Origin of the sequence: Nocardioides zeicaulis (assembly GCF_042432345.1) — a bacterium.
In the GTDB taxonomy this organism is placed as follows: Bacteria; Actinomycetota; Actinomycetes; order Propionibacteriales; family Nocardioidaceae; genus Nocardioides; species Nocardioides zeicaulis.
Genome location: NZ_JBHLXH010000001.1, coordinates 144140 through 158262, shown reverse-complemented (window position 1 = coordinate 158262; position 14123 = coordinate 144140). Strand labels below are relative to the sequence as shown.

The 14123-nt window shown below is 71.6% G+C and carries 14 protein-coding genes; 12 read left to right on the top strand and 2 right to left on the bottom strand.

All coding sequences use genetic code 11. From position 1 onward, the window contains the following. The 12 genes from ACFFJG_RS00820 to ACFFJG_RS00765 form a co-directional block, all read left to right on the top strand. The coding region (locus tag ACFFJG_RS00820) for a UvrA family protein (RefSeq protein ID WP_512700161.1) at nucleotides 1-1351 on the top strand (1351 nt) is incomplete at its 5' end. A 91-nt stretch (nucleotides 1352-1442) separates the two neighbouring features. Further along, nucleotides 1443-1895 carry a Rieske (2Fe-2S) protein gene (locus tag ACFFJG_RS00815; RefSeq protein ID WP_378516715.1) on the top strand — a complete coding sequence of 151 codons (453 nt, stop codon included), beginning with the start codon at nucleotides 1443-1445 and terminating at the stop codon, nucleotides 1893-1895. A gap of 76 nt (nucleotides 1896-1971) precedes the next feature. Further along, complete coding sequence (locus tag ACFFJG_RS00810) at nucleotides 1972-4155, top strand: hypothetical protein (protein WP_378516714.1); 2184 nt, start codon at nucleotides 1972-1974, stop codon at nucleotides 4153-4155. Nucleotides 4156-4213: 58 nt separating this feature from the next. Then, nucleotides 4214-6196, top strand: a complete 1983-nt coding sequence (uvrC, locus tag ACFFJG_RS00805) for an excinuclease ABC subunit UvrC (RefSeq protein ID WP_378516713.1) — start codon at nucleotides 4214-4216, stop codon at nucleotides 6194-6196. A 2-nt stretch (nucleotides 6197-6198) separates the two neighbouring features. Then, nucleotides 6199-7077 (top strand): RNase adapter RapZ, encoded by an 879-nt coding sequence (gene rapZ / locus ACFFJG_RS00800; RefSeq protein ID WP_378516712.1) that lies wholly within the window; start codon nucleotides 6199-6201, stop codon nucleotides 7075-7077. Between the two features lies 1 nt (nucleotide 7078). Next, nucleotides 7079-8047 (top strand): gluconeogenesis factor YvcK family protein, encoded by a 969-nt coding sequence (locus tag ACFFJG_RS00795; RefSeq protein WP_378516711.1) that lies wholly within the window; start codon nucleotides 7079-7081, stop codon nucleotides 8045-8047. Between the two features lie 69 nt (nucleotides 8048-8116). Further along, entirely contained in the window at nucleotides 8117-9103 is a 987-nt protein-coding gene (whiA, locus tag ACFFJG_RS00790) for a DNA-binding protein WhiA (protein WP_378516710.1), read from the top strand. Nucleotides 9104-9328: 225 nt separating this feature from the next. Continuing rightward, entirely contained in the window at nucleotides 9329-10324 is a 996-nt protein-coding gene (gap, locus tag ACFFJG_RS00785) for a type I glyceraldehyde-3-phosphate dehydrogenase (RefSeq protein WP_378516709.1), read from the top strand. 4 nt (nucleotides 10325-10328) lie between these two features. Further along, nucleotides 10329-11543, top strand: coding sequence for a phosphoglycerate kinase (locus ACFFJG_RS00780; protein ID WP_378516708.1), 1215 nt, complete (start codon nucleotides 10329-10331; stop codon nucleotides 11541-11543). A gap of 38 nt (nucleotides 11544-11581) precedes the next feature. Beyond that, nucleotides 11582-12352 carry a triose-phosphate isomerase gene (tpiA, locus tag ACFFJG_RS00775; RefSeq protein ID WP_378519432.1) on the top strand — a complete coding sequence of 257 codons (771 nt, stop codon included), beginning with the start codon at nucleotides 11582-11584 and terminating at the stop codon, nucleotides 12350-12352. A gap of 44 nt (nucleotides 12353-12396) precedes the next feature. Next, on the top strand, nucleotides 12397-12636 hold the full coding sequence (gene secG, locus ACFFJG_RS00770; RefSeq protein ID WP_378516707.1) for a preprotein translocase subunit SecG: 240 nt from the start codon (nucleotides 12397-12399) through the stop codon (nucleotides 12634-12636). A 31-nt stretch (nucleotides 12637-12667) separates the two neighbouring features. After that, complete coding sequence (locus ACFFJG_RS00765) at nucleotides 12668-13027, top strand: RNA polymerase-binding protein RbpA (RefSeq protein ID WP_378516706.1); 360 nt, start codon at nucleotides 12668-12670, stop codon at nucleotides 13025-13027. 82 nt (nucleotides 13028-13109) lie between these two features. Here the strand turns inward: ACFFJG_RS00765 and ACFFJG_RS00760 are convergent, their stop codons facing one another. Next, on the bottom strand, nucleotides 13110-13829 hold the full coding sequence (locus ACFFJG_RS00760; protein ID WP_378516705.1) for a type IV toxin-antitoxin system AbiEi family antitoxin: 720 nt from the start codon (nucleotides 13827-13829) through the stop codon (nucleotides 13110-13112). A gap of 15 nt (nucleotides 13830-13844) precedes the next feature. Continuing rightward, nucleotides 13845-14111 (bottom strand): type IV toxin-antitoxin system AbiEi family antitoxin domain-containing protein, encoded by a 267-nt coding sequence (locus ACFFJG_RS00755; RefSeq protein WP_378516704.1) that lies wholly within the window; start codon nucleotides 14109-14111, stop codon nucleotides 13845-13847. Between the last annotated feature and the right edge of the window lie 12 nt (nucleotides 14112-14123).

Genomic DNA, 14123 nt, shown 5'->3' with positions numbered 1-14123 from the left:
CGTCGAGCACGACGAGGACACGGTGCGGGTGGCCGACTGGGTCGTCGACATCGGTCCCGGTGCCGGCGAGCACGGCGGCCAGGTGGTCCACTCGGGCACCGTCGCCGACCTGCTGACCCACCCCGACTCCATGACCGGCCAGTACCTCTCCGGTCGCCGCGAGATCCCCGTCCCGGCCGTCCGGCGTCCCCGCACGGTCGGCCGGGAGCTCACCGTCCACGGTGCGCGCGAGCACAACCTGCGCGACGTCGACGTGAGCTTCCCGCTGGGCGTGTTCTGCGCGGTCACCGGCGTCTCGGGCTCGGGCAAGTCGACGCTCGTCAACGACATCCTCTACACCTCGCTGGCCAAGCAGATCTACAACGCCCGCACCGTCCCGGGCCGGCACACCAAGATCACCGGCCTCGAGCACGTCGACAAGGTGATCCACGTCGACCAGTCGCCGATCGGCCGCACGCCGCGGTCCAACCCGGCCACCTACACCGGCGTCTTCGACCACATCCGCCGGCTCTTCGCCTCCACGCCCGAGGCCAAGATGCGGGGCTACCTCCAGGGCCGCTTCTCCTTCAACGTCAAGGGCGGGCGCTGCGAGGCGTGCTCCGGCGACGGCACCATCAAGATCGAGATGAACTTCCTCCCGGACGTCTACGTCCCCTGCGAGGTCTGCCACGGCGCCCGCTACAACCGCGAGACGCTCGAGGTCCACTACAAGGGCAAGACCATCGCCGAGGTCCTCGACATGCCGATCGAGGAGGCCGCGGAGTTCTTCGCCGCCGTCCCCGCGATCGCCCGCCACATGACCACGCTGGAGGAGGTGGGCCTGGGCTACGTCCGGCTGGGCCAGCCCGCCACGACACTCTCCGGCGGCGAGGCACAGCGCGTCAAGCTGGCCAGCGAGCTGCAGAAGCGGTCGACCGGTCGCACCGTCTACGTCCTCGACGAGCCCACGACCGGCCTGCACTTCGAGGACATCCGCAAGCTGCTCGGCGTCCTGTCGAGCCTGGTCGACAAGGGCAACACCGTCCTGGTGATCGAGCACAACCTCGACGTCATCAAGACCGCCGACTGGCTCATCGACATGGGTCCCGAGGGCGGCTCCCGCGGCGGGGTCGTCGTCGCGGAGGGCACGCCGGAGGAGGTCGCCGCGGTCCCGGAGAGCCACACCGGGACGTTCCTGGCGCCGATCCTCGAGGGTCGCGGCGCCCAGCAGCCCGGCAAGCCGCGGCGCGCGCCGGCCGCGGTCGCCACCGGCAAGGGAGCGACGAAGAAGGCTGCGGCGAAGAAGGCTCCCGCGACGAAGGCGGCGGCGAAGCGGACGACGACGCGCAAGACCGCGGCGAAGAAGGGCTGACACCGGGCCGCGGGCCCCGCCGGGGGCGGGGTCCGCGCCGGTCCGGGCAGGTTCACAGCCGGTTCACAGCACGGCTGGCTAGTCTCGCCGCATGACAGCCATCAACCGACGTCGTGCCCTCACCGGAACCGCCGCGGTCGCGGCCGGAGTGCCCCTGCTGGCCGCCTGCGGCGGTTCGGACGACGGTGGCGACACCGCCTCCGACCCGTCCGGCTCGGGCGCTGCGAGCTCCGACGGCGGCTCCGGCGACGCGGCGCCCTCGGCGCTCGCCACCACGGCCGACGTCCCCGTGGGGGGCTGCTTCGTCGTCGAGGCCGCCAAGGTCGTCGTGACCCAGCCGACCGAGGGTGACTTCAAGGCGTTCTCGGCCATCTGCACGCACCAGGGGTGCGCCGTCCAGTCGAGCACGGTGGGCGACATCCCGTGCCCGTGCCACGGCAGCAAGTTCTCCCTCGAGGACGGCTCCGTCCTCGACGGCCCCGCCACGTCGGGCCTCGAGGCCGTCGAGATCACGGTCGACGGGGACTCCATCACCAAGGCGTGAGTTTGAACGGGGCGCAGGTGCGAAAGACTCCCCCCGAGGGTGCCCCGGCCGGGGGCACGAAATGGGGGAGCACCACATGGCACCACGCCTTGCCCGAGCACGCCTGACGACGGCGGTGGTGGCCGCGGTCACCGCCGCGCTCGCCACGCCCGTCCCGTCGACCGCCGCGCCCGCGGGGTCGCCCGACACCGTCGAGGTCACCGGCACGCTCGTCGTGCTGGCGGGGGAGGACGGCACGCCCGACCGGTACTCGGTCCTGCTGCCCTCGGGCCGCTCGGTCGCGCTGTCGGGCGCCGTCGACGCCGAGCCGCTGTCGCGGTTCACGGGCACCCTCGCGGTCCCCGGCACGTCCGGTGACCGGCAGCTGACCGGCGCCCCGCGCGCGTCCGCGCTGCGGCGCGCCTCCACCGCCGGGACGCCGATGCGGGTGCTGGAGGCGCGCACCTCCGAGCGCGCGCCGGCTCCCGGCCCGAGCGCGCACACGACGTACGTCGCGAAGATCACGAACTTCGGCACCATCGGGCTCACCGACCAGCAGGTGCTCGACACCATCACCGGCTCGCAGGCCTACTGGGTGCGTGAGTCCGGCGGCCTCGTCCCGTCGTTCACCACCGTGACCGGGGTCGCCGCGGTCGCCGCGGGGGCCGGCTCGGCCGCCGGTGGCTGCGGCCTCGGCAACGGAGGCGCCGATTTCGACGCGATCGCGCAGAACGTCGCCGCACAGGCCTACCCGGGCGTCGACTTCTCGGGCGCCTCGCCCAACCACCTCGTGATCATGGTCCCCGACGGCTGCGGCGGCGGCACCACGGGTCGTGCCCGCCTCGGCACCTCGTTCGCCAACGGCGGCCCTGCCATCGTGGCTGCGCAGACGCCCGCCGAGACCCTGTCGACGCTCAACCACGAGTGGGGCCACAACCTGGGCCTGCAGCACGCCAACAACATCCGCGCCGAGTACGGCGACCTCTACGAGGTGATGGGGGCCGACGACGGCACCGCGCGCACGCCGGTGCTCGGCACCGTCTACCGCTGGGAGCAGGGCATCATCGGCGCGGGCGAGGTCGTCGACGGCAGCGGGGGCGGTGCCTGGACCCTCGCGCCGCGCTCGTCGAACGCCGGCCTGCGCAGCGTCGTCTTCATCGACCCCGACACCGGCAAGCGCCACTTCGTGGACCTGCGCAACGGCTCGGGCGACGACGCCGGCACCTGCTACGCCTCCGGCGCCTGCAACTACACCACCGCCTACGGCCAGACCTACGCCGGCGGCGTCACCATCGAGCGGGAGAACGACTCCAGCGGCGCCTTCCTGCTGCCGGTCCCCGGCAACGACGGCGTGCTGACCGGGGGCGAGACCTGGACCAACGCCGGCGGCACGCTCAGCGTCTCCGCCAACGGCGGCAGCGTGACGGTCGGCCGCAACACCAACGTGCCCACGGTCGCGGGCGGCACCGCGGTCATGACCTCGCCGACCGCGCTGCGCGACGTGTCGGCCTCCGGCACCGGCTTCAGCCCGGCGCCTGCCGGCTACCGCTACCAGTGGCTCCTCGACGGGCAGCCGATCGCCAACGCGGAGGACTCGACGTTCCGTCCCACGCCGGCGATGGCCGGCCGCCAGCTGAGCGTGACCGTCACGGCGTACGCCGTGGGCCACAACCCGGTCGCGCGCACCAGCACCCCGCAGCAGGTCGCGGCCGCCCAGTGGTACGCGCTCCCGACGCGCAAGCTCCCCGAGATCACCGGGAAGAAGCGGGTCGGCTCCGTGCTGTCGGTCGTGGGCCTCGACTGGGTCGACTACTACGGCAACCGCCCCGCCGACCTCGCCCCCGTCTACACCTGGACGCGCAACGGCAAGAAGATCAAGGGCGCGACGAAGGCCACGTACCGGCTCACCGTGCGTGACCGCGGCAAGCGGATCCAGGTCACCGAGCGGCCGCGCGCGGCCGGTTTCGCGACCGACGACAAGGCGCGATCCAACGCCACCGGCAAGGTGCGGATCGGCAAGCTGGCCTCCCCGCGGCCGAAGGTCGGCGGCAAGGCCAAGGTGGGCAAGCGCCTCGTCGCCCGCACACCCGGGTGGACCCGCGGCACGAAGTTCCGCTATCAGTGGTTCTCCGGCAAGCGCGCCATCCGCGGGGCGCACGGCAAGAAGCTGAAGGTCACCCGCGCGCTGCGCGGCGACAAGGTCTCGGTGCGGGTCACCGGCTCCAAGAAGGGGTTCAAGCCGGCCAGCGCGAGGTCGCGTGCGGTGAAGATCAAGAAGTAGCGGCCCTCCGCCGACCCGGGCGGCCCCCGCTGTCGGGGGCCGCCCGTAGGGTTGCCGGGTGGCATCGCCGAGCTCCTACCGACCCGCTCCGGGGTCGATCCCGACCAAGCCCGGCGTCTACCGTTTCCGCGACGCCAAGGGCCGCGTGATCTACGTCGGCAAGGCCAAGAGCCTGCGCCCGCGCCTGTCGTCGTACTTCCAGGACATCGGCAACCTCCACCCCCGCACGGCCACGATGGTGACCACCGGCGCGAGCGTGGAGTGGACCGTCGTCGACACCGAGGTCGAGGCCCTCCAGCTCGAGTACAGCTGGATCAAGGAGTTCGACCCGCGGTTCAACGTGAAGTACCGCGACGACAAGTCCTACCCCTGGCTCGCCGTCACCGTGGGCGAGGAGTTCCCCCGCGTGATGGTCGGCCGCGGCGCCAAGCGCAAGGGGACCCGCTACTTCGGGCCCTACAGCCACGCCTGGGCGATCCGCGAGACCGTCGACCTGCTGCTGCGGGTGTTCCCGATGCGCTCGTGCAGCAACGGCGTCTTCAAGCGCTCCGCGCAGATCGGTCGACCCTGCCTGCTGGGCTACATCGACAAGTGCGCGGCCCCGTGCGTGGGGAGCGTGACGCCCGAGCAGCACCGCGAGATCGTCGACGACTTCTGCGACTTCATGGCCGGCAACACCGCGGCCTTCACCCGGCGCATCGAGCGCGAGATGTTCGCCGCGTCCGAGGCGCTCGACTTCGAGAAGGCCGCGCGACTGCGCGACGACCTCGGCGCGCTGACCAAGGCGCTGGAGAAGCAGGCGGTCGTCCTCGGCGACGGCACCGACGCCGACGTGATCGCCCTCGCCGAGGACCCGCTTGAGGTCGCGGTGCAGATCTTCTACGTCCGGGGCGGGCGGATCCGCGGCCAGCGGGGCTGGGTGGCCGACCGCACCGACGAGGGCGGCACGCCCGAGCTCGTCCAGGACTTCCTGCTGCAGCTCTACGGCGGCGAGGGCGGCGACTCCATCCCGCGCGAGGTGCTGGTGCCGGCCCTGCCCCCCGACCACGACGTGCTCGAGGAGCTGCTGGGGGAGCGGCGCGGCAGCAAGGTCGCGATCCGGGTGCCGCAGCGCGGCGACAAGCGCGACCTCCAGCAGACGGTCGCCACCAACGCGGGGCAGGCCCTCGCGCTCCACAAGACCAAGCGGGCCAGCGACCTCACCACCCGCAACCGGGCGCTCGAGGAGATCCAGCAGGCGCTCTCGCTCGACGAGGTGCCGCTGCGCATCGAGTGCTACGACGTGTCCAACCTCCAGGGCACCGAGGTCGTCGCCTCCATGGTCGTCTTCGAGGACGGGCTGGCCCGCAAGTCCGAGTACCGCCGGTTCGTCATCCGCGGCGTCGACGGCCAGAACGACGTCGCGTCGATGCACGAGGTGATCACCCGCCGCTTCAAGCGGCTGCAGGACGAGCAGGCCAGGAGCGAGACCGTCACCACCGACTCCGGACCGATGCTCGTCGATCCCGAGACGGGGAGGCCCCGGAAGTTCGCGTACGTCCCGGCGCTGGTCGTCGTCGACGGCGGTCCGCCGCAGGTGGCGGCCGCCCGGCAGGCGCTCTCCGAGCTCGGCATGGCCGACATCCCGGTGTGCGGCCTGGCCAAGCGGCTCGAGGAGGTCTGGCTCCCCGACGAGGAGGACCCGGTGATCATGGCCCGCACGAGCGAGGGTCTCTACCTCCTCCAGCGGATCCGCGACGAGGCCCACCGCTTCGCCATCACCCACCACCGCAGCCGCCGGTCCAAGTCGATGGTGGAGAGCCTGCTCGACGACGTCCCGGGCCTCGGCGAGGTGCGGCGCAAGACGCTGCTCAAGCACTTCGGGTCGCTGAAGAAGCTGCGCGAGGCCGAGCCCGCCGAGATCGCGCTCGTGCCCGGCATCGGTCCCCGCACGGCGGAGGCGATCAAGGACGCGGTCGCGAAGGCCGACACGAGCCGCAAGACTGCACCCAGCGCACCTGTGGTCAACACGGCCACCGGCGAGATCCTCGAGGAGGAGTAGCCATGTCCCACCCGAGCGAGCCGACCCCCGGCGAGCTGGTGATCGTCACCGGCATGACCGGTGCCGGACGCAGCACGGCCGCCAAGGAGCTCGAGGACCTCGGCTACTTCGTCGTCGACAACCTGCCGCCGACGCTGGTGCGCGACGTGGTGCGTCTGGTCGACGACAGCCGCGGCATCGCGCAGCCGATCGCGGTGGTCGTCGACGTCCGCTCGGGCTCCTTCTTCGACTCGCTCCAGGCCAACCGGCACCAGCAGGTCACCGGACGGCCGACCACCCTGCTGTTCCTGGAGGCGTCCGACGACGTGCTGGTGCGCCGCCAGGAGGCCGCCCGTCGCCCGCACCCGCTCCAGGCGGGTGGCCGGCTGGTGCACGGCCTGCGGCGCGAGCGCGAGGTGATGGCCGACATCCGCGGCGACGCCGACGTCCTGCTCGACACCTCGACCTTCAACGTCCACCAGCTCCAGGACCGGATCGCGGGGCTGTTCGGCACGGAGGCCACCACCCGGCTCAAGGTGACCGTGATCAGCTTCGGCTTCAAGTACGGCATCCCCGTCGACGCCGACTGGGTGGCCGACATGCGCTTCCTGCCCAACCCCCACTGGATCCCCGAGCTGCGCCCGCAGAACGGTCGCGACCCCGACGTCGCCGCCTACGTCCTTTCTCAGCCCGGCGCCGGGCAGTTCCTCGAGCAGTACCTCCCGGTTCTCCGCACGGTGGCCGAGGGCTACCTCGTCGAGGGCAAGCGCTTCATGCAGGTCGCCGTCGGCTGCACCGGCGGCAAGCACCGCAGCGTGGCGATGACCGAGGCCATCGCGACCCGGCTGCGCGAGGCCGGGCACGACGTGAGCACCGCCCACCGCGACCTCGGCAGGGAGTGACGTGGCCCGCGAGACCGCGCAGGCCGCGGTGGCGCTGGGCGGCGGGCACGGGCTGGCCGCGAGCCTCTCGGCCCTGCGCCGCCTTCACGACGACCTGACCTTCGACGAGCTCACGGCCGTGGTGACCGTCGCCGACAACGGCGGCTCCTCCGGGCGCCTGCGCGGCGAGTTCGGCGTCCTGCCCCCGGGCGACCTGCGGATGGCGCTGGCCGCGCTGTGCGGCGACGACGAGTGGGGCCGCACCTGGGCCGAGGTGGTGCAGCACCGCTTCGCGGGCCAGGGCGAGATGAACGGCCACGTCGTTGGCAACCTGCTCATCGTCTCGCTCTGGGAGCTGATGGGCGACCCTGTCCGGGCGCTCGACTGGGTGGGCAGGCTGCTCGGCGCCCACGGTCGGGTGCTGCCGATGGCAACGACCCCGATGGACATCAGCGCCCGGGTGCGGGGAGGAGACCCCGCCGACCCGTCGGCGGTGACGGTGGTCCGCGGCCAGGTCGAGGTCGCCACCGCGGCAGGCCAGATCGAGTCGGTGGCCCTCGTCCCCGAGGACCCGCAGGCGTGCGAGGAGGCGGTCGAGGCGATCCTGGCCGCCGAGTGGGTGGTGCTCGGGCCCGGGTCGTGGTTCACCTCGGTCATCCCGCACCTGATGGTGCCCGGCCTGCGCCGGGCGCTCGCCGACACCGACGGCCGGCTGGTCGTCGTGCTCAACCTCGAGGCCCAGGCGGGGGAGACGACCGGCTTCGGGCCCCAGGACCACCTCTCGGCGCTCTTCGAGCACGCCCCCGACCTCACGGTGCACACCGTGCTGGCCGACACCGCCTCCCTCGGCGGCGAGCGCGAGCTGCTGGAGAAGGTCGTGCACGACCGCGGAGCCCGGCTCGTGGTGGCCGACATCAGCGTGCCGGGGGAGCCGCGGCACGACCCCGACCGGCTCGCGGACGCGTTCCGCCGCATCGTCGACGAGGCCTGAGTCACGTCGGCGGAGGCCGCCGCGACGAACCCGGCGAGGGTCGTTGACCCGCATGGCAGGATTCGGGCCATGGCTATGACGGCGCAGGTGAAGGCAGAGCTCGCCTCCACCCAGATCACCAAGACCTGCTGCCGCAAGGCCGAGGTCGCCTCGATGCTGCGCTTCGCGGGTGGTCTCCACATCGTCAGCGGCAAGATCGTCGTGGAGGCCGAGCTCGACACCGGCGCCGCGGCGCGCCGCCTGCGCAAGGACATCTCCGAGGTCTACGGCCACACCTCCGACGTCGTGATGGTGCAGGGCAACGGCATCCGCCGCGGCAGCCGCTACATCGTCCGGGTGACCAAGGACGGCGAGGCGCTCGCCCGCCAGACCGGCCTGCTCGACGGGCGCGGACGTCCGGTGCGGGGGCTGCCGCCCGCCGTGGTGAGCGGAGGCGGCTGCGACGCCGTCGCCGCGTGGCGCGGCGCGTTCCTCGCCCACGGCTCGCTGACCGAGCCCGGTCGCTCGTCGTCCCTCGAGATCACCTGCCCCGGCCCCGAGGCCGCGCTCGCCATCGTCGGCGTCGCCCGCCGCCTCGGGATCGCCGCCAAGGCCCGCGAGGTCCGCGGCGTGGACCGGGTCGTGATCCGCGACGGCGACGCCATCGGCGCCCTGCTCACCCGCCTCGGCGCCCATGAGTCGCTGATGGCGTGGGAGGAGCGCCGGATGCGCCGCGAGGTGCGGGCCACCGCCAACCGCCTGGCGAACTTCGACGACGCCAACCTCCGCCGGTCGGCCCGCGCCGCCGTGGCCGCCGGTGCTCGCGTCGAGCGCGCGCTCGAGATCCTCGGCGAGGAGATCCCCGACCACCTGCGCCAGGCCGGCCACCTGCGCCTCGAGCACAAGCAGGCCTCCCTCGAGGAGCTCGGCCAGCTCCACGAGCCGGTCCTCACCAAGGACGCGATCGCCGGGCGCATCCGCCGCCTGCTCGCGATGGCCGACAAGCGCGCCGAGGAGCTCGGCATCCCAGACACGGAGGCCTCGCTCACGCCCGACATGCTGGTCGACGAGGGCTGACGCCGCCGTTCTGCCCGGCCCGGGACGTACGACCCTTGCGCCGGGGCACCTCGGCGCGCGAGGCTGGCCCCGGTCTTGGATCGTTCCAAAGTTACCGGTCCGTACCGCGGGAGACCGCGCTCGGAGCCGTCATCGGCACCCGATAGGGTCGGTGATGCTGGTCACCGAAGGCCAGAGCTGTCCACGGGGTCACCGAAGGCCCCCCACCCAGGAGGCACCACACCCATGACCGTTCGCGTAGGCATCAACGGCTTCGGCCGCATCGGCCGCAACTTCTTCCGCGCCGTGCGCGCCTCGGGCGCCGACATCGAGATCGTCGGCGTCAACGACCTCACTGACAACGCCTCGCTCGCCCACCTGCTGAAGTTCGACTCGATCCTCGGTCGCCTCGACGCCGACGTGACGAGCGACGACACCTCGATCTACGTCGGCGACCAGAAGATCGCCGTGTCCGCCGAACGCGACCCGGCTGCGCTGTCGTGGGGCAGCCTCGGCGTCGACGTCGTGGTCGAGTCCACCGGCTTCTTCACCGACGCGACCAAGGCCAAGGCCCACGTCGACGCGGGTGCCAAGAAGGTCATCATCTCGGCGCCGGCCTCCAACGAGGACATCACCATCGTGATGGGCGTCAACCACGAGCTCTACGACCCGTCGCAGCACACGGTCATCTCCAACGCCTCGTGCACCACCAACTGCCTGGCGCCGATGGCCAAGGCGCTCAACGACGGTCTCGGCATCACCAAGGGCCTGATGACCACGATCCACGCCTACACCGCCGACCAGAACCTCCAGGACAACATCCACAAGGACCCGCGTCGCGCCCGTGCCGCCGCGCTCAACATGGTCCCGACCTCGACCGGTGCGGCCAAGGCCATCGGCCTGGTGCTGCCCGAGCTCAAGGGCAAGCTCGACGGCTACGCCATGCGCGTCCCGGTCCCGACCGGCTCGGCCACCGACCTCACCTTCGAGGCCTCGCGCGAGACGTCGGTCGACGAGGTCAACGAGATCGTCAAGGCGGCGGCCGACGGCCGGTTCCTCAAGTACTCCACCGACCCGATCGTCTCCACCGACATCGTCACCGACCCGGCCTCCTGCATCTTCGACGCCCCGCTGACCAAGGTCATCGGCAACCAGGTCAAGGTGCTCGGCTGGTACGACAACGAGTGGGGCTACTCCAACCGCCTCGCCGACCTCATCGTGCACGTCGGCTCCTCCCTCTGAGCCGATGGCCGAGAAGACTGCAGGCATCGAGTCGCTGGGTGACCTGAGGGGCAAGCGCGTCCTGGTCCGCTCGGACCTCAACGTGCCGCTCGACGGGACCACCATCACCGACGACGGCCGGATCCGGGCGAGCGTGCCCACGATCAAGCAGCTCGCCGAGGCCGGCGCCCGGGTGGTCGTGACCGCCCACCTGGGCCGGCCCAAGGGCGAGCCCGACCCGGCGTACTCGCTGCGGCCCGTGGCCGAGCGGCTCTCCGAGCTGCTCGGCCGGCCGGTGGCCTTCGCCACCGACACGGTCGGGTCGAGCGCCACCGAGACGGTCGAGGGGCTGGGTGACGGCGACGTCGCGCTGCTCGAGAACGTCCGGTTCAACGACGGCGAGACCAGCAAGGACGACGCGGTGCGCTCGTCTTTCGCCGACCAGCTCGCGCAGCTCGCCGACGCCTTCGTCTCCGACGGCTTCGGCGTGGTGCACCGCAAGCAGGCCAGCGTGTACGACGTCGCGCTCCGGCTGCCGTCGGCCATGGGAGGCCTGGTGGCCGCCGAGGTCGACGTGCTGCGACGGCTGACCGAGCACCCCGAGCGTCCCTACGTCGTGGTGCTCGGCGGCTCCAAGGTCTCCGACAAGCTCGGCGTCATCGACAACCTCATCGACAAGGCCGACAAGATCCTCATCGGCGGCGGCATGGTCTTCACCTTCCTCAAGGCCCAGGGCCACGAGGTCGGCAAGAGCCTGCTCGAGGAGGACCAGCTCGACACCTGCACCCGCTACCTCGCCGAGGCGGCGGACCGCGGGGTGGAGATCGTGCTGCCCACCGACGTCGTCGTCGACACGGAGTTCCCCTCCAGCGACCGCGAGCCCGAGCCCCGGGTCGTCGCCGCGGACGCGATCCCGGCCGACGCGCTCGGCCTCGACATCGGACCGGAGTCGTCCGCGGCCTTCGCGGCGGCGCTCGCCGACGCGCGGACCGTGTTCTGGAACGGACCGATGGGCGTGTTCGAGGTCGACGCCTTCGCCGACGGCACCCGTGCGGTCGCCGAGGCGCTGACGAAGGTCGACGGGCTCTCGGTGGTCGGCGGTGGCGACTCCGCCGCCGCGGTCCGCACGCTGGGCTTCGACGAGGCCGCCTTCGGCCACATCTCCACCGGCGGTGGCGCGTCGCTGGAGTTCCTGGAGGGCAAGGAGCTCCCGGGCATCGCCGTACTCGAGAGGGACTGATCGTGGCTGCTGTGTCGCGCACCGGACGTACCCCGCTGATGGCGGGCAACTGGAAGATGAACCTCAACCACCAGGAAGCGGTGGTGCTGGTCCAGAAGCTCGCCTGGACGCTGTCGGACAAGCGGCATGACTTCGGTGCCGTCGAGGTCGTCGTCGTCCCGCCCTTCACCGACATCCGCTCGGTGCAGACGCTGGTCGACGGCGACCGCCTGTCGATCCGCTACGGCGCCCAGGACGTCTCGGTGCACGACAGCGGCGCCTACACCGGTGAGATCTCCGCGGGGATGCTCGCCAAGCTCGGCTGCTCCTACGCCGTCGTGGGCCACTCCGAGCGACGGATGTACCACCAGGAGTCCGACGAGCTGGTCAACGCCAAGGCCCACAAGGCCCTGCAGGCCGGCATCGTCCCGATCGTGTGCGTCGGGGAGGGCCTCGACGTGCGCCAGGCGGGCGAGCACGTGCCGTTCACGCTCACCCAGGTGGACGGCTCGCTCGCTGGCTTCACGGCCGAGCAGGTCGCCGGCCTCGTCGTCGCCTACGAGCCCGTCTGGGCCATCGGCACCGGCGAGGTGGCGACCCCCGACGACGCCCAGGAGGTCTGCGCGGCCATCCGCGAGCGCGTGCGCGAGGTCCACGGGGACGCGGCGGCCGACGGCCTCCGGATCCTCTACGGCGGCTCGGTCAAGGCGGCCAACGTGGCCGGCATCATGGAGAAGGCCGACGTCGACGGCTGCCTCGTCGGGGGCGCCAGCCTCCAGGTCGAGGAGTTCGGCGGCATCTGCCGGTTCCGCGACATGCCGGTGCTGTGAGGCCGCTCACCGGTTCGCCCGCGCCGTGACGTAGGCTTCGGCACGTGATTCTGCTCTTCACCATCCTGCTCGTCGTCGCTAGCGCGATCATGATCCTGCTGGTGCTCCTGCACAAGGGGCGCGGCGGTGGCCTGTCCGACATGTTCGGTGGCGGCGTCACCAGCAGCCTCGGCGGATCGTCGGTGGCTGAGCGCAACCTCGACCGCTTCACGGTCGGTGTCGGTGTCATCTGGTTTGCCTGCATCGTCGCCCTGGGCCTCCTCAAGGCCTACGGCGGCAACTGATCCTCTCCGATTCTGATCCGAAGGAGTCCTCGTGGCTGGTGGTGGGAACGCAATCCGCGGTAGTCGCGTCGGGGCTGGCCCGATGGGTGAGGCCGAGCGCGGCGACGCCGCTCCTCGGCAGACCGTGACGTACTTCTGCAGCCACGACCACCGCTCGGTGGTCACCTTCGCGATCGAGGCCGCCGCGCCCGAGTCGTGGGACTGCCCCAAGTGCGGCCTCCCGGCGAGCCTCGACAGCGAGAACCCGCCGCCGGCGCCGAAGATCGAGCCCTACAAGACGCACCTGGCCTACGTGAAGGAGCGTCGCAGCGAGACCGAGGCGGCCGACATCCTCGACGAGGCCGTCGCCCTCCTCCGCAGCCGCCGCAAGGCCGGCGAGATCATCTTCTGACCTGACGCATCTGCACACGCAGAGGGCACCGAGCTGACGCATCTGCACGCTTAGAACTTGTCGACCTGACGCGTCTGCACGCTTAGAACTTGTCGACCTGACGCGTGTGCATCGACGGGCGGTGGTGGCGTGCCCGGGCCCGGTGCGTCGCCTCGCGGACGACACGGAAGATTGCTTCGTCGACGCGCTGCCTCGGTCCGTAGACGTCCGCGCAGACGAGCGGTTCGATGAGCCAGTCTTCGTCCTCATCCAACCATGTGCGACGGATGCGGTCGTGCTCACGGTCGGCGGTCTCGGTGTGCCACTCGTCGCCGTCGTACTCGACGCCGCCGCGCAGCACGGCGTGCCCGACGTCGACGAAGGCGAGTCGGCCATGCGATCGCACCTCCACCTGCGGCTCGGGCGGCGGGACGGGGAGCTGTAGCCAGTGCCAGCGGATGACGCTCTCGCCTCCGGACTGCGACCGTCCGTCGGCGTGCGGCGCGACCTGTCGTAACGTGGTCACCCATCGCATGCCTCGGAAACGGTCCAGCTCGGTCAGGAGCTCTTCCTTCGTGAAGGAGCGGATGCGCAGGAGCGCGTCGAGAGCAGTGATGGCCGGCTCGGGCCAGCGTTGCCGCCCGAGGTCGAGCGCCGTTCGCAACGGGGTGGTCACTCGTAGCCCGTGGAGCTCGACGACGTCACGCGCAAGGAGGTGCCGTTGGCCGCCGTCGGCCAGCTTGTTGCGAAGGCGCCCGCGGCCGAGTGGGAGGTCCATTGTGATGGGACGCGCACTCAGGTGCTCACCCGGCATGAGCAACATCTGCGCCCCCTGCAGTCAGCCGGCATGACGCTCGACGACCACCGCGTCGGGCGGCACGACGAGCCGGAGGCACGCGCACCTCGTCGGGATGTCGTCGGGCAGCGATGCCGGCACGTAGCAGTTCTTGATGGGGTGCCGTAGCAGGCCGACCTCGACCAGCCGGGCGAGGTCGCGGCGACTGATGCCGTTCTCGAGCGCCGTCGCCGCGGTGAACGGTTCGTTGATCGGCAGCGGAAACGTGCGGTCGAGGAACGGGCTCTGCAGCCAGGTGTCGAGGTGCATCACCGCACGATT

Coding starts and splice junctions, on each gene's coding strand:
- ACFFJG_RS00815 (WP_378516715.1), top strand. CDS start 1,443: ATGACAGCCATCAACCGACGTCGTGCCCTCACCGGAACCGCCGCGGTC.
- ACFFJG_RS00810 (WP_378516714.1), top strand. CDS start 1,972: ATGGCACCACGCCTTGCCCGAGCACGCCTGACGACGGCGGTGGTGGCC.
- rapZ (WP_378516712.1), top strand. CDS start 6,199: ATGTCCCACCCGAGCGAGCCGACCCCCGGCGAGCTGGTGATCGTCACC.
- whiA (WP_378516710.1), top strand. CDS start 8,117: ATGGCTATGACGGCGCAGGTGAAGGCAGAGCTCGCCTCCACCCAGATC.
- gap (WP_378516709.1), top strand. CDS start 9,329: ATGACCGTTCGCGTAGGCATCAACGGCTTCGGCCGCATCGGCCGCAAC.
- ACFFJG_RS00780 (WP_378516708.1), top strand. CDS start 10,329: ATGGCCGAGAAGACTGCAGGCATCGAGTCGCTGGGTGACCTGAGGGGC.
- tpiA (WP_378519432.1), top strand. CDS start 11,582: ATGGCGGGCAACTGGAAGATGAACCTCAACCACCAGGAAGCGGTGGTG.
- ACFFJG_RS00760 (WP_378516705.1), bottom strand. CDS start 13,829: ATGTTGCTCATGCCGGGTGAGCACCTGAGTGCGCGTCCCATCACAATG.
- ACFFJG_RS00755 (WP_378516704.1), bottom strand. CDS start 14,111: ATGCACCTCGACACCTGGCTGCAGAGCCCGTTCCTCGACCGCACGTTT.